The following is a 14,399-nucleotide window of genomic DNA, read 5'->3' as shown; positions in this document are numbered from 1 at the left end:
CCCGTTCACCGCTCTCCCGTCCGCGGTCAGTCGTCCGCCCCGCCCAGGCCGCCCAGCACGCCCCCCACCCCTTTTTCGAGCGCCGGCATGGCGCCGAACGCACTCGCCCGGGCGATCGGACCGGTCAGGCCGGAGAGATCGCCGGTGTCCACCGGGTGACCGAGCGGGGTGTACTGGAGGGCCTGGACGGGGGTCGCGGCGTAGCTGGTCAGCCCCGGCACCTGGGTGCCGGCCTGCGGGGTCATCGTGCCGAGCGAGGCGGGCCGGGGCACGTCCGGGACGCGAGCGGCGTCCGCGGATGCCGTCGCCACCCCCGCACCCAGAGCCGCCGAGGCGGTCGCGAGGACGATCAGGGCGCGCCGCGCGGTGTGGTTGAGGGGGGACGCGTGTCGTGTCATGCGGGGTCACCTTCTGATACTCAGGGTGAAACTGTCGACACGAAGGGTAGTTGAGGCGGGAGTCACGCTCAAAAGCCGACCCGCGGGGTCGGCAGGCGGGCCGCCATGCGTCAAACTGGTGTTCCGTGAGCATTCATCCCCCGTCACCCGCCCGTGTCGTGCTGCTGTGCGGTCCCTCGGGCTCGGGCAAGTCCCTCGTCGCCGCCCGTTCCGGGCTCCCCGTCCTGCGCCTGGACGACTTCTACAAGGAGGGTGACGACCCGACTCTGCCGCTGGTGCAGGGGAGTTCGGACATCGACTGGGACCACCCGGAGTCCTGGGACGCGGAGGTCGCCGTCGCGGCCATCGCCCGGCTGTGCGCGACGGGCTCGACGCCGGTGCCGGTGTACGACATCGCGCTGAGCGCCCGTACCGGCGAGGAGACGCTGCACATCGGGCGTACCCCGCTGTTCCTCGCGGAGGGCATCTTCGCGGCGGAGATCGTCGAGCGCTGCCGGGAACTGGGCGTGCTCGCGGACGCGCTGTGCCTGAGCCGCGGGCCGGTCACCACCTTCCGCCGACGCTTCCTGCGGGATCTGCAGGAGGGCCGCAAGTCGGTGCCGTTCCTGCTGCGCCGCGGCTGGCGGCTGATGCGCGCGGAACGCTCGATCGTCGCCCGCCAGGTGTCGCTGGGTGCGCATCCGTGCGACCGCGACGAGGCGCTGGGGCGGCTGGCGGCCGCGGCGGCGGGGCGGCAGGCGCGTCGGCAGACGGTGGCGTAGGGGTCGTACCACGCGAAAAGCGGGACTGGACAGGCCCCCCGGCCCTCCAGCCCCGCTTCTTCCGCTCCCCCGTTGCCCCTCCCCGGTTTCCCCCGTCGACCCCATCCCCCGGTGGGGTCCTTCCGTCCCCCGTTCCCCCGTGTTCTCCCCCTCGGGTCACCCCCCAGTGACCCCTGACCTTCAGGCGACCAGTTCGCCGAAGGCGTCCTCCTCGTCACGGCCGAAGCTGAGGACCTCGTCCTCCCGCAGCCGGCGCAGCGACCGCCAGATGCTGGACTTCACCGTGCCGACACTGATGTCGAGGATCTCCGCGATCTCCGGGTCCGTGCGGCCCTCGTAGTAGCGCAGGACCAGCATGGTGCGCTGGAGCTCGGGCAGCCGGGCCAGCGCCTGCCACAGGACCGCGCGCAGCTCGGTGCCGCGCATCGCGTCCGTGTCGGAGGGCGTCTCCGGCAGTTCCTCGGTCGGGTACTCGTTGAGCTTGCGGCGCCGCCAGGCGCTGATGTGCAGGTTGGTCATGGTGCGGCGGAGGTACCCGCCGACCGCGGCCTTGTCGCTGATCCGGTCCCACGCCTTGTACGTCGAGAACAGCGCGCTCTGCAGCAGGTCCTCGGCCTCGAAGCGGTCGCCGGTCAGGTGGTAGGCGGTGGCGTACAGGGAGGCGCGGCGTTCCTGGACGTAGGCGGTGAACTCCGCCTCCGTCAGGGAACGGCGCTGCTCCCCCGAGTCCTCCCTGTACGACGTTCCCCCGTGCGTGTCCCCCGTGTGCGCGTCAACCACCGTCATGTACGCGGTGTGCTGACGCCCGGCGCCGCGAGCGCACCCCCGCCCGCTCACGGCACCGGACTTCTCGGAACCCCGGTTCACGTCGTGCAGTCGCGTGATTACGGCGCTGGTGCTGATGCTGTGCAGCGTGTTCATCTCGCGCTCCCCGTCGTGGACTTCCGGTGGTTCGGTCCTGCCCGGGCCGGCTCGGCTGGCCGTCCTGCCCGTGCCCAAAAGACTGCCGGGGCGACTTCATGGCCGTGTCCGCCGACTGTCACAGAGCTGTCACAGGGGTCCGGGCCAGGTCGGTCACAGGAAGTGCACAGATGGTGGCGGTAGGGAAGGCCCGGTGTCTGCGGGTCGTACGACAGGCCGTCCATGGGCCAGAATGAGCCCGTGCCTTCCCTGTTGCTGATCGAGGACGACGACGCCATCCGCACGGCCCTGGAGCTCTCCCTGACGCGCCAGGGACACCGGGTGTCGACCGCTGCCAGCGGTGAGGACGGTCTGAAGCTGCTGCGCGAACAGCGGCCCGACCTGATCGTGCTGGACGTCATGCTGCCCGGCATCGACGGCTTCGAGGTGTGCCGGCGCATCCGGCGCACCGACCAGCTGCCGATCATCCTGCTGACCGCGCGCAGCGATGACATCGACGTGGTGGTCGGGCTGGAGTCCGGCGCCGACGACTACGTCGTCAAACCCGTCCAGGGCCGGGTGCTGGACGCCCGGATCCGGGCCGTGCTGCGGCGCGGGGAGCGCGAGTCCAGCGACTCGGCGACGTTCGGCGGCCTCGTCATCGACCGGTCGGCGATGACCGTGACGAAGAACGGCGAGGATCTGCAGCTGACCCCGACCGAGCTCAGGCTGCTGCTGGAGCTGAGCCGGCGGCCCGGTCAGGCGCTGTCCCGCCAGCAGCTGCTGCGGCTGGTGTGGGAGCACGACTACCTGGGCGACTCGCGCCTGGTGGACGCGTGTGTGCAGCGGCTGCGCGCCAAGGTCGAGGACGTTCCGTCGTCGCCGACCCTGATCCGTACCGTCCGTGGTGTCGGCTACCGCCTGGACACTCCTCAGTGACCGACAAGCAAGGGGGGCTGCGCGGCTGGGCCGCGGGGCGCAAGGGAAATCTGTCGCGGCTCAGGTTCACCAGCCTCAGGCTGCGCCTGGTCGTCGTCTTCGCACTGGTGGCCCTCACGGCCGCCGTGTCGGCATCCGGCATCGCCTACTGGCTGAACCGGGAGGCGGTGCTCACCCGTGCCCAGGACGCGGTGCTGCGCGACTTCCGGCAGGAGATGCAGAACCGCGCGGGCGCGCTGCCGGAGCACCCCACCCAGGACCAGCTGCAGCGCGCGGCGGGCCAGATGGCGGCCAGCAGCCAGCACTTCAGCGTGCTCCTGGTCGCGTCGGGCCCCGACGGCAGGACGGTGTACGGCAACTCGGGCGGCATCAACGGCTTCTCGCTGGAGGACGTGCCCAAGTCGCTGCGTGCGGCCGTCGACAAGCGGCAGAAGGTGACGGACTCCAACAAGGAGCCGTACCACCTGTACTGGCAGCGGATCGTGGAGCACGGCACGCCGTACCTGGTGGCCGGTACGAGGGTGATCGGCGGGGGTCCGACCGGCTACATGGCGAAGTCCCTGGAGCCGGAGGCGAAGGACCTCAACTCGCTGGCCTGGTCGCTGGGCATCGCCACCGGGCTCGCGCTGATCGGCGCCGCGCTGCTCGCGCAGGCCGCCGCCACGACCGTACTGAAGCCGGTGCACCGGCTGGGGGTCGCCGCGGCGCGGCTGGGCGAGGGCAAGCTGGACACCCGGCTGCGGGTGTCCGGCACCGACGAACTCGCCGACCTGTCCCGGACGTTCAACAACGCGGCCGAGGCGCTGGAGAAACGGGTCGCGGAGATGGCCGCGCGGGACGACGCCTCGCGTCGCTTCGTCGCCGACATGAGCCATGAGCTGCGCACGCCGCTGACCGCGATCACCGCGGTGACGGAGGTGCTGGAGGAGGAGCTGGACTCCGAGGCCGGCGGCATCGACCCGATGATCGAGCCCGCGGTCCGGCTGGTGGTGAGCGAGACCCGCCGGCTGAACAACCTGGTCGAGAACCTGATGGAGGTGACCCGCTTCGACGCGGGCACCGCCCGGCTGGTCCTGGACGACGTCGACCTCGCCGACCAGATCACCGCCTGCATCGACGCCCGGGCCTGGCTGGACGCGGTCGAGCTGGACGCCGAGCGCGGCCTGCACGCCCGCCTCGATCCGCGCCGCCTGGACGTCATCCTCGCCAACCTCATCGGCAACGCGCTCAAGCACGGCGGGTCGCCGGTACGGGTGTCGGTGCGGGCGGCGGACGACTCGGTGGTGATCCAGGTCCGCGACCACGGGCCGGGCATCCCCGAGGACGTCCTGCCGCACGTCTTCGACCGCTTCTACAAGGCGAGCGCGTCCCGGCCGCGGTCCGAGGGCAGCGGTCTGGGCCTGTCCATCGCCATGGAGAACGCCCACATCCACGGCGGCGAGATCACCGCCGCCAACTCGCCGGACGGCGGCGCGGTGTTCACGCTGCGGCTGCCGCGGGACGCCTCCCGGCTGACGGAGGAGACGGACGAGGGCGGGAAGACCGGCCAGGACGCGCCGGGGAATCCGGGAAACACGGGAAGCTCCGGAAGCACGGGAAGCTCTGGAAATTCAGGAAGGGAGGGGTGATGACCGTACGACGCCTGACCGTAGGGCGCCTGCTGGCGCTGCCCCTCCTGGGCCTGCTGCTGTCCGGCTGCGGCATCCGGGCCACGGAGGTGCCGACCGACTTCGGGGCGGCGCCTTCCCGGGTGCCGTGCTCGCTGGCCGGCCCGGACCGGGCCACGCAGTCCGCGCAGGGCGTGCCCGTGCAGGTCTTCCTGCTCTGCGGGGCGTCCCTGGTGGCCGTGGACCGGACGGTACCCGTCCCGGAGGGCACCCCGGACGCACGGCGCCGGGTGATCGTGGCGCAGGGCCTCCTGGACCAGCTCGCCGCGCCGCCCTCGGCAGCGGAGCGCTCCGCGGGCTACACGACGTACGTGCCGGGCGGCCTCACCGTGAGCGGCCCCGGCCCGCGGGACCCGGAGGACACGCTCCACCTGAGCACGGCCCCGTCCCGGCTCACCTCCTACGCCCTGGCCCAGCTGGTGTGCACCCTCTCCGACTCCGGCGCGGCGGAGGGCGACGGCTCGGTCATCCTGGGCGGCCCCGCCACCGGCCTCCTCCGCCGCTACGAGTGCACGACCGACGTCCGCGACCGCCCGGGCAACACGGAGCCGCCGTCCACTGTGGTCGCGGGGAGGTAGCGGGGTTTCGCCGCGGGCAGTCGTGCCGCTCGGGGCGGCGCCCGTCCCGCGGAAAGCGGCACCCTGCCGGCGCCGGCGAGGCGACCCGACCCCCCGCCCGGCCACAGCGCACGGCAACCAAAGGGTTCCGCTGCGGAACCGATCGTGCCCGGGGTTGCGTCTAGGGGGTCGTGCAGCGTCAAGGCTCCATCGGCGGCGGCAGCGCCGCGATCCGCATCCGGGTGACCGGGAGTGTCCTCCTCGTCGCCCACCTGGCCCTCGTCGCCTGGCTGATGCTGCGACCCCTGGACGTGCCCTGGGTGACACCCGCCAACGTGCACCCGCTGGCCGGCATCCGGGCCGACCTGGCGCTGGGCTGGCCGCAGGCCGCCAGACGCATCGGCGAGGGCCTGGCCCTGCTCGCCCCGCTGGGCGTACTGCTGCCGATGGCACACGGCAGGCTCACCGTCTCCCCGCTCGCCTCCCTGATCAGTACGACCGCCGCGGGCGCCCTGATCTCCGTCGGCATCGCCCTGCTGCAGACCGGCGTACCCGGCAGGGTGGTGGACGTCGACTCGCTGCTGCTCAACACCGCCGGCGTGATCCTGGCCCACCTCCTCGTCGTACCCGCGGGCCGCGCCCGGCTGCGGCGGCAGCTGCGCGACCACGGCGAGGCGCGGCCCGCCCCCGTCCAGGAGGACCTTTCTCAGGGGCGTACCCCGACGATTCCCAGGGTCGGGATAGCTCCGTAGAGTGACGCTTCGCCCGCTTCGTCCCCGTACCGTCGAAGACAGCTGAAGGACAGCGAATCGACGACCACGGAGGAGCCGTCATGACCGCCCTTGCCCGTCCCACCCACGGCCGCATGATCGGCGGAGTGTGCGCAGCGCTGGCCCGGCGCTTCGGCACCTCCGCGACGACGATGCGGGTGATCTTCCTGCTGTCCTGCCTGCTGCCCGGCCCGCAGTTCCTGCTCTACATAGCGCTGTGGATCCTGCTGCCGGCGGAGGACAAGACGCGTACCGCCTGGTGAGCGCCGTACGACAGACGCCGCCGGGGCGCTCCCGCACCGGACCGGGGCGCCCCGACGGCGTCGTAGGGCAATCGGCGTCAGCCGAGCGAGACCCCCTTCACCGGCAGGCCCTGCGTGGGCAGGCCCTGGGTGGGCAGCCCCTGGGTCGGCAGTGCGCCGAGGCGGCTGTGGATCGGCCCGGTCGGCCCGCCCGCCAGCGCGTTCTCGACGGCCGGCTGCGTGGCGGCCATCCCGGCCCCCAGGGCGTTCTGCCCCCGGCTGAGGGCGTCCTGCCCGCGGGTGAGGGCGTCGACGGCACCCGGCTGCGCCATGCCGGTGTTCTCGGTCGGCAGCGTCCGGGTGACGCTGTCCAGCGCCGGGGTCGCGTTCGGGACGGCCGGGGCCGCGTTGGCCGCGCCCGCGCCGAGGGCGGCGAATGCGGCACCGAGAGCGGCGACACCGAGGGTCCTGGCGGCGGAATGCTTCATGGTAATTGCGTCCTTGAAAACGAGGGGACGGGGGGAACAAAAACGATGAACGTTCCACGACCGTAAACACGCCGGATAGCCCGCCGCAAACACCGAAATGCGGACGGGTTGTGAACGCTCCGTTCACAACCCGGAACCCGACGAACCGCCCTCACCTCGCAGAACCATCAGAAGCCCTGGTGGAGGCCGTCTACTGAAACAGCCATTCGGATTTCAGTTCCGCATATCCGGGCTTGACGACGTCATTGATCATCGCAAGCCGTTCATCGAAAGGAATGAACGCCGATTTCATGGAATTGACGGAGAACCATTGGAGATCGTCGAGGGTGTAGCCGAAGGCCTCGACGAGATGCTCGAATTCCTGGCTCATGCTCGTGTGCGACATCAGCCGGTTGTCGGTGTTCACCGTGGCCCGGAAGTGCAGCCGGCGCAGCAGCCCGATCGGGTGCTCGGCATAGGAGGGCGCCGCCCCGGTCTGCAGGTTGGAACTGGGGCAGAGCTCCAGCGGGATGCGCTTGTCGCGGACGTAGGACGCCAGCCGGCCGAGCGTGACCGAGCCGTCCTCGTGGACCTCGATGTCGTCGATGATCCGCACCCCGTGCCCGAGCCGGTCGGCGCCGCACCATTGCAGCGCCTGCCAGATGGAGGGCAGCCCGAAGGCTTCGCCGGCGTGGATGGTGAAGTGGTTGTTCTCGCGCTTGAGGTACTCGAAGGCGTCCAGGTGCCGGGTGGGCGGGTAGCCGGCCTCGGCTCCGGCGATGTCGAAGCCGACCACGCCGGAGTCCCGGTGGCGGTTGGCGAGTTCGGCGATCTCCAGGGAGCGGGCCGCGTGCCGCATGGCGGTCAGCAGGGCTCCGACCCGGATGCGGTGGCCGTTCTCCCGGGCGAGCCGCTCGCCCTGCCGGAACCCCTCGTTGACGGCCTCGACGACCTCTTCCAGGGTGAGCCCCCGGTCGAGGTGCTGCTCGGGGGCGTACCGCACCTCGGCGTAGACGACCCCGTCCTCGGCGAGGTCCTCGGCGCACTCCCGGGCGACCCGGACCAGCGCCTCCCGGGTCTGCATCACGCCAACGGTGTGCTTGAAGGTCTCCAGATACCGTTCCAGCGAGCCCGAGTCGGCGGCCTCGCGGAACCAGAGGCCCAGCTTGTCCGGATCGGTCTCGGGAAGTTCCGAGTAACCCGCTTCCTGGGCGAGTTCGACGACGGTCCCGGGGCGGAGCCCGCCGTCGAGGTGATCGTGCAGCAGAACCTTGGGCGCCCGGCGGATCTGGTCCGGCGTCGGAATCTGCGCCGGGACACTCGCCGGGACGGTCCCGGTCGGTGCAGTCTGGCTCGTCATTTCCGCACTCTAACGCCTACGCGCGTAGAGAGCCCGGTGAACGCGGCGGTTGCTTCCGGGCACTTTTCCGTCGATACGCAACGGTGACCGCACGTACGGGTTTCGTCCACCGCCTCTTCTGACACTGTTCTGTCATGGGACAGCAAGCGACAACGGCCCGAACGGCCGGGCTGGGAAAGGCGGTCGGCCCGTTGCCGACGGCGGTGAGCGGAGCGGTGCTGCTGCTCCCCGGCGGGGAGGAGGTCTCCGCCCGCAGGCCGTCCCCCGTATGGGCGACGGTCACGCTGCGCTCGCTGAGCCGCCGGTTCGCCCGCGCGGGGCGGGCGGAAGGGCTGGCTGTCCATACCGTCCACTACCGCTATCGGGGCTGGAACGGCAGCGAGGCCCACCTCGCGGTGGACGCGGAGTGGGCGGCCGACGAGGTCGTACGACGGTACGGAGACGTTCCCGTGTGCCTGGTCGGGGTGGACATGGGCGGACGGGCGGCGCTGCGGGCGGGCGGGCACGAGGCCGTCAACTCCATTGTGGCGCTGGCCCCTTGGCTGCCCGAGGAGGATGTGGCCGCGCCCGCCGAGCCGGTGAAGCAGTTGGCGGGGCGGCGGGTGTTGATCGTGCACGGCACGAATGACGAACGGACCGATCCTGAGTTGTCGTTCCGGTTCGCCGCGCGGGCCAAGAAGACGAATCGGGAGGTGTGCCGGTTCGAAGTGCATTCCGATGACCACGGATTTAATGGTCACCGGGATGAAGTGGGCTGCCTGGCTGTTGACTTCACGATGGGGGCGTTGTTCGGGCACTCTGTGTCGCGCCCCGTCGAGGATGCGCTTGCCGCTCCGCCGCCTATCGGTTTGAGGATGCCGTTGGCCGTGGGCTTCGGGCGGTCTTTGAAGCGGTAGGACTCGAGGGGATCTGCCGTCTTCGGGGGCGGGTATCGCCCTTAGGCCGGCAGTAGGTTGCCCCTTCGTGAGAGCAGGAACTTCTTGAAGGCGGCCACCGGCGGGGTGTCCGGGCGGTCCGCCAGCCACGCCACGCCGATTTCACGGGCCGCCCGTGGGGCCGTGACCGTCAGTTCGACCACGCCCGGGCGGGGCACCGTGGGCGGAGGGAGGAGGGCGACGCCCAGCCCGGCGGCCACCAGGCCCCGCAGGGTCTCGGCCTCCTCGCCCTCGAAGGCGACCTTGGGGCGGAAACCGGCCTCTTGGCACAGGGAGTCGAAGATCCGGCGCAAGCCGTAGCCGGGCTCCAGGCTGACGAAGGTTTCGTCGGCGGCTTCGGCGAGGCGGATGCGGCGGCGGGTGGCCAGACGGTGGTCGGCGGGGACGACCAGGCGGAGTTTCTGCTCGTCCAGTCGGCGGGCCACCAGGTCCGGGGCGTCCGGCACCGGGGAGGTCAGGCAGAGGTCCAGCTCGCCGGCGCGCAGGCGTTCCAGCATGGCCTCGCCGTAGTTCTGGACCAGGCTGAAGCGGACGCGCGGGTGGTCGGCGCGGAAGGCGTGGAGGAGCCCGGGCACGGTCTCGGCGCCCATGGTGTGCAGGAAACCGAAGGCGACCTTGCCGGTGGCCGGGTCGGCGTCGGCGCGCACCTCCTCGGCGGCCCGCTCGATCTCGGCGAGGGCGCGTTCGACGGAGGCGAGGAAGGTGCGGCCGGCGGTGGTCAGGGAGACCGTGCGGCCGTGGCGGGCGAACAGGTCGACGCCCAGGTCCTGCTCCAGGCGGGCCATCGCGCGGGAGAGGGTGGACTGCGGGACGTCCATCTCGTGGGCGGCCCTGGTCACGTGCTCGGTGCGGGCCACACCGGCGAAGTAGGCGAGGCGGGGAGCGAGCACCCTCGACATTGCAGACATGTCTTGTGTGTCACTGTTCGATGACAGTCGAGCCTGTGAACTCTGCTGATGCGCCATGGGAACGATTATGGCCATTCCATGCATTGGACGGATGAGTGGCCGGTCCATACGGTCGAAGCATGTCTCCCGCCAGTACCGGGGCGTCCACCATCGTGGGCGCCGTATCGTCCGTCCCCGTCGCCGACTCCGCTGCCGACTCCCGTATGACTCCGGGCGGCCCCGGCTACCGCCGGATGAGCCTCGCCCTCTTCCTCGCCGGAGTCGCGACCTTCGCCCTCCTGTACTCCACGCAGGCCCTGCTGCCGCTGATCTCCGGCGAGTTCGGCGTCGCGGCGAGCGAGGCGAGCTGGACCGTGGCGGCCGCGACCGGCGGACTGGCGCTGTTCGTCCTGCCGATGAGCGCCCTGTCGGAGCGCTACGGCCGCCGTACGGTGATGACGGCCTCGCTGGCCGTCGCGGTCACCGTCGGACTGCTGGTGCCGTTCGCGCCGTCGATCGGCGCGCTGGTGGTGCTGCGGGCGGTGCAGGGGACGGCGCTGGCCGGTCTGCCGGCCTCGGCGCAGGCCTATCTGGCCGAGGAGGTCCGGCCCAAGGCGCTGGTCACGGCGATCGGCCTGTTCGTCGCGGGCAACAGCGTCGGCGGTATGAGCGGCCGGGTGATCACCGGCTGGGTGGCCCAGGAGTGGGGCTGGCGGGTCGCGGTCGGCGTGATCGGCGTGATCGCGGTGGCCTGCGCGATCGCCTTCCGGCTGCTGCTGCCGGCGCCGCAGCACTTCAAGGCGGGCTCGCTGCGGCCCCGGGTGCTGCTCGGCACGGTCCGCGACCACCTCGCCAACCCGCTGCTGCGGCGCCTGTACGCGATCGGCGCGCTGTTCATGACGGTGTTCGGCGGTGTGTACACGGTGATCGGCTACCGGCTGACGGGTGCGCCGTTCGGGTTGCCGCAGGGCATCATCGGCTCGATCTTCCTGGTCTACCTGGTGGGTACGGTGTCGGCGTCCACGGCGGGCCGGCTGGTGGGCCGGCTCGGCCGCCGGGGCGCGCTGTACCTGGCGGGCGGTACGACGGCCACGGGCCTGCTGCTCTCGCTGGCCCCCACGCTGCCGCTGGTGCTGCTGGGCCTGGTACTGATCACGGCGGGCTTCTTCGCGGGCCACGCGGTGGCCTCCTCGGCGGTCAGCAAGACGGCCACGCACGGCCGCGCCCAGGCTTCGGCGCTGTACCAGTCGACGTACTACATCGGCTCCAGCGCCGGCAGCACGATCGGCGCGATGGCCTTCCACGCGGACGGCTGGGGCGGCACGGTGGGGGTCGGCCTGCTGGCGATCGTCGGCGTCGTGACGATCACGGTCCTCGGCTCCGTGGCGGCCCGGCGCACACTCGTGGCGCACGCTCACTGAGGCGCTCTGACCGGGGGCACCCCTTCGACCTGCGCCTTTTCGTACCCGAGGGGCCATTGTCAGTCCCCTGCGGTAGCTTCCCAAGTGGCGCGAAGGTGCGCCACGGGAACGGCCACAGGGGTGGGTGGACGATGGGCAACAGCACAGCGACGCCGGAACTCGACGTCGCACTGGAAAAGCACCGGACCGAGCTGACCGGGTACTGCTACCGGATGCTCGGCTCCTCCTTCGAGGCCGAGGACGCGGTGCAGGACACCCTGGTGCGGGCCTGGCGGAGTTACGAGAAGTTCGAGGGCCGCTCCTCGCTGCGTTCATGGCTGTACCGGATCGCGACGAACGTGTGCCTGGACATGCTGACGGCGGGCAACAAGCGGGCGCGGCCGATGGACCTCACGGATTCGACACCGCTGGCCCAGGCGGCCCTGGCGCCCCGCCCGGACAGCACCTGGCTGGAGCCGATGCCGGACGCGCGGGTGCTGCCGACGGTCGACGACCCGGCGGAGGCCGCCGTCGCGAAGGAGTCGGTCCGGCTGGCCTTCATGGCGGCCCTGCAGCAACTGCCGCCCAAGCAGCGGGCGGTGCTGATCCTGCGCGAGGTGCTGGCGTGGAAGGCGAGCGAGGTCGCCGAGCTGCTGGACACCACGGTCGCCTCGGTCAACAGCGCGCTGCAGCGGGCGCGGGCCACACTCGCCGAGCGCGCGGACGCGGGCCCCGAAGGCGCGGTCTCGGACCCGCTGGACGAGGGGCAGCAGAAGCTGCTCGAGCGCTATGTGAAGGCCTTCGAGGGCTACGACATGACGGCGCTGACGGCGTTGCTCCACGAGGACGCGATCATGACGATGCCGCCGTTCGACCTGTGGCTGCGCGGCCCGTCCGACATCACCGGTTTCATGACCACCCTCGGCGCGTCCTGTGCCGGCTCCCGGCTGCTTCCGGTACAGGTCAACGGCCTGCCGGGGTTCGCGCACTACAAGCCGGACGAGGAGAGAGGCGGCTTCAGCCCCTGGGCCGTGCAGGTGCTGGAGCTGTCAGACGGCCGGATCACCGGTTTCCACTGCTTCCTCGACTCCAAGCGCTGGTTCCCCCTCTTCGACCTGCCCCTCCACCTGGAAGCGGAGCCCGACGAGGTCGAGCAGGGCGAGTAGCGCCGGGTCGGGATCCCGGAGCAGGATCCGCCCGCCGGCCCGGCGGGCGGCCAGTTCCAGCCGCGCCAGCAGATCCACGACGGCCAGCCCCGGGGGCCCGAGCCCGCCCGCATCGCATACGACGACCCGGCCCCCGCTCCCCGCCAGCAGCACGCGCACCTGGTCGCACAGTCCCGCCACCTCGTCCCGGGTGACGGGGCCGGGCAGCACGAGCACGGCGGGTTCCTTGGCGTCCACGTACGGTAGACCGGCGGGGCGGGCGGAACTCATCGACGAAGATCACCACGGCGCGGATCACCATCGGCCCGGATCACCATCGGCACAGATCACATTGACCAGTTCCCGCTCCTCCTCGGAGGGTTGGGCGTGTGACGGGGGTGCTGAGCGGGTTCGCGGTGATCGCGGTGGTCATCGGGGTGGGCTATGGGCTCGGGCGGCGCGGGACGCTCGGCGCGCAGGGTGGCGAGGTGCTGACGCGGCTGGCCTTCACGGTGGCCGGTCCCGCGCTCCTCTTCACGACGCTGGCACGCGCCGACCTGTCGGTGCTCTTCTCGGCACGGCTGCTGGTGACGGCGCTCAGCACGGCGGCGGTAGCCGGTTTCTTCGTGGCGATCGGCACGGTCCGCCGCTGGGGCGTGGGCCGTACGACGATCGGCGCCCTGTGCTCCGGTTACGTCAACTCGGGCAACCTCGGCATCCCGATCGCCGCGTACGTCCTGGGCGACGCGTCCCTGGTGGCACCGGTGCTGCTCTTCCAGGTGGTCCTGGTGACGCCGGTCGCGCTGACGGTCCTGGACCTGTCCGGCATGGGCGAGAAGGGCACGGTGTGGCGGCGCCTGCTCACACCGCTGCGGAATCCGATAGCGGTGGGCTCGCTGTCGGGGGTCGTGGTGTCGGCGGCGGGCTGGACGATCCCCGGCCCGCTGATGAATCCCCTCACCCTGATCGGCAACATGTCCGTCCCGGCGGCCCTGCTGGCCTTCGGCATGTCCCTGCACGGCAGTTCGGCCCCCGGCCGGGGCCGGGACCGCCAACTGGTCCTGTTGTCCGTGGTGTTGAAGTCAGTGGGCCAGCCACTGGCGGCATGGGCGCTGGCGACGGCCGTCTTCGGCCTGCACGGCGGGCCCCTGCTGGATGTGGTGGTGACCTCGGCCCTCCCGGCCGCCCAGAACCTCTTCACCTATGCCAGCCGCTACCGCGTGGCCGAGGGCCTGGCCCGCGAGTCGATCCTGCTGTCGACGGTGGTTTCGGTGCCGGTGTTGGTGGGGGTGGCGGCGGTGTTGGGGTGACGCCGGGTCAGTCGACGGGGAACTCGCTGGTGTCGATCGTGATGTCGAACGGTGCCGGGAGCTTGATGGGGTCGCCGAACTTCACGGCGCTGAGGACCCGGTAGACATCGCCCTTCGGCTCCCCGTAGAGGGTGGCGGTGGGGCCTCCGGGTGCCCAGCGGTCGATAAGGAGGTAGAGCGGGATCCCGGCGGTGGCGTATGCGGCGGCCTTGCTGACGCGGTCGTGGCGCGCGTTGGACCTGGAGGTCACCTCGACGACGAGTTCGGCGAGGGCTGCGGGGATGTAGGAGTCCGTCTCCGGAGGCTCTTGCACCGGTGTCACCAGCAGGTCCGGGATGAGCATGCCCAGCCGTGACGGTACGGCGATCGACTGGGTCTGGAAGATCTCCCAGTCCTCAGGGATCACGGAGTAGAGGCGACGCTGGATGCGGGCCGCGATCACGTTGTGGCGGAACGCGGGAGTGGGTGACACGGTGATGATCCCCTCGATGATCTCCACCTTGCTGCCCTCGGGCCATTCCATCTCCTCCCAGTACCGGACGAGGTCGTCCCAGTTCTGGTCGGGGTCCTGGCTCACGGTGAGTGCGCTCATGGCGGTCTCCTATCGGTGCGTCACCGATCCCAGCATGCCGAACGGGACCGGCGGCGGTCCACCGGTCCC

At 71.3% G+C, this 14,399-nt stretch carries 17 protein-coding genes; 10 read left to right on the top strand and 7 right to left on the bottom strand.

The window, feature by feature from the left end:
* Positions 1-26: 26 nt before the first annotated feature.
* Positions 27-398, bottom strand: coding sequence for a hypothetical protein (locus tag ACWC0C_RS30345; RefSeq protein WP_449195847.1), 372 nt, complete (start codon positions 396-398; stop codon positions 27-29).
* 125 nt (positions 399-523) lie between these two features.
* On the opposite strand from ACWC0C_RS30345, the gene ACWC0C_RS30340 reads away from it, so the two are divergent.
* Positions 524-1,159 carry a uridine kinase family protein gene (locus ACWC0C_RS30340; RefSeq protein WP_450867213.1) on the top strand — a complete coding sequence of 212 codons (636 nt, stop codon included), beginning with the start codon at positions 524-526 and terminating at the stop codon, positions 1,157-1,159.
* A gap of 180 nt (positions 1,160-1,339) precedes the next feature.
* Here the strand turns inward: ACWC0C_RS30340 and ACWC0C_RS30335 are convergent, their stop codons facing one another.
* Complete coding sequence (locus ACWC0C_RS30335) at positions 1,340-2,080, bottom strand: SigE family RNA polymerase sigma factor (RefSeq protein ID WP_449195849.1); 741 nt, start codon at positions 2,078-2,080, stop codon at positions 1,340-1,342.
* Between the two features lie 240 nt (positions 2,081-2,320).
* Between ACWC0C_RS30335 and afsQ1 the strand changes: the two genes are divergently transcribed.
* From afsQ1 to ACWC0C_RS30310, 5 genes are all read left to right on the top strand, one after another.
* The gene (afsQ1, locus tag ACWC0C_RS30330; protein ID WP_449195850.1) at positions 2,321-2,998 is read left to right on the top strand and encodes a two-component system response regulator AfsQ1; all 678 of its coding nucleotides are present in this window, start codon (positions 2,321-2,323) and stop codon (positions 2,996-2,998) included.
* Complete coding sequence (locus tag ACWC0C_RS30325) at positions 2,995-4,626, top strand: ATP-binding protein (RefSeq protein WP_449195851.1); 1,632 nt, start codon at positions 2,995-2,997, stop codon at positions 4,624-4,626. The genes afsQ1 and ACWC0C_RS30325 overlap by 4 nt, the downstream gene beginning before the upstream one ends.
* On the top strand, positions 4,626-5,243 hold the full coding sequence (locus tag ACWC0C_RS30320) for a hypothetical protein (protein WP_449195852.1): 618 nt from the start codon (positions 4,626-4,628) through the stop codon (positions 5,241-5,243). Before ACWC0C_RS30325 ends, ACWC0C_RS30320 begins: the two co-directional genes overlap by 1 nt.
* Before the next feature lie 170 nt (positions 5,244-5,413).
* Positions 5,414-5,974 carry a VanZ family protein gene (locus ACWC0C_RS30315; RefSeq protein ID WP_450867211.1) on the top strand — a complete coding sequence of 187 codons (561 nt, stop codon included), beginning with the start codon at positions 5,414-5,416 and terminating at the stop codon, positions 5,972-5,974.
* Positions 5,975-6,054: 80 nt separating this feature from the next.
* Entirely contained in the window at positions 6,055-6,255 is a 201-nt protein-coding gene (locus ACWC0C_RS30310; RefSeq protein WP_076087760.1) for a PspC domain-containing protein, read from the top strand.
* 77 nt (positions 6,256-6,332) lie between these two features.
* Here ACWC0C_RS30310 and ACWC0C_RS30305 read toward each other — a convergent pair whose 3' ends face one another.
* A complete protein-coding gene (locus tag ACWC0C_RS30305) occupies positions 6,333-6,722 on the bottom strand; it encodes an ATP-binding protein (protein WP_449195854.1) in 390 nt (129 codons plus the stop codon).
* A gap of 190 nt (positions 6,723-6,912) precedes the next feature.
* Entirely contained in the window at positions 6,913-8,061 is a 1,149-nt protein-coding gene (locus ACWC0C_RS30300) for an adenosine deaminase (protein WP_449195855.1), read from the bottom strand.
* A gap of 134 nt (positions 8,062-8,195) precedes the next feature.
* On the opposite strand from ACWC0C_RS30300, the gene ACWC0C_RS30295 reads away from it, so the two are divergent.
* Positions 8,196-8,957, top strand: coding sequence for an alpha/beta hydrolase family protein (locus tag ACWC0C_RS30295; protein WP_449195856.1), 762 nt, complete (start codon positions 8,196-8,198; stop codon positions 8,955-8,957).
* Between the two features lie 41 nt (positions 8,958-8,998).
* Here ACWC0C_RS30295 and ACWC0C_RS30290 read toward each other — a convergent pair whose 3' ends face one another.
* Positions 8,999-9,961 (bottom strand): LysR substrate-binding domain-containing protein, encoded by a 963-nt coding sequence (locus ACWC0C_RS30290; RefSeq protein ID WP_450867209.1) that lies wholly within the window; start codon positions 9,959-9,961, stop codon positions 8,999-9,001.
* Between the two features lie 62 nt (positions 9,962-10,023).
* On the opposite strand from ACWC0C_RS30290, the gene ACWC0C_RS30285 reads away from it, so the two are divergent.
* Positions 10,024-11,304, top strand: a complete 1,281-nt coding sequence (locus tag ACWC0C_RS30285) for an MFS transporter (RefSeq protein WP_450867207.1) — start codon at positions 10,024-10,026, stop codon at positions 11,302-11,304.
* Between the two features lie 131 nt (positions 11,305-11,435).
* A complete protein-coding gene (locus ACWC0C_RS30280) occupies positions 11,436-12,449 on the top strand; it encodes a sigma-70 family RNA polymerase sigma factor (protein ID WP_450867205.1) in 1,014 nt (337 codons plus the stop codon).
* On the opposite strand, the gene ACWC0C_RS30275 is transcribed toward ACWC0C_RS30280, so the two are convergent.
* Complete coding sequence (locus tag ACWC0C_RS30275; protein WP_449195860.1) at positions 12,333-12,719, bottom strand: STAS domain-containing protein; 387 nt, start codon at positions 12,717-12,719, stop codon at positions 12,333-12,335. The two genes, ACWC0C_RS30280 and ACWC0C_RS30275, sit on opposite strands and share 117 nt — an antisense overlap.
* A gap of 98 nt (positions 12,720-12,817) precedes the next feature.
* On the opposite strand from ACWC0C_RS30275, the gene ACWC0C_RS30270 reads away from it, so the two are divergent.
* A complete protein-coding gene (locus tag ACWC0C_RS30270; protein WP_449195861.1) occupies positions 12,818-13,738 on the top strand; it encodes an AEC family transporter in 921 nt (306 codons plus the stop codon).
* A 7-nt stretch (positions 13,739-13,745) separates the two neighbouring features.
* Here ACWC0C_RS30270 and ACWC0C_RS30265 read toward each other — a convergent pair whose 3' ends face one another.
* Positions 13,746-14,330, bottom strand: coding sequence for a Uma2 family endonuclease (locus ACWC0C_RS30265; protein WP_450867204.1), 585 nt, complete (start codon positions 14,328-14,330; stop codon positions 13,746-13,748).
* Positions 14,331-14,399: the final 69 nt, after the last annotated feature.

The organism is Streptomyces sp. NPDC001709 (assembly GCF_053596375.1).
The sequence above is the reverse complement of the archived record's forward strand: the minus strand, read 5'-3'. Positions and strand labels throughout refer to the sequence as shown.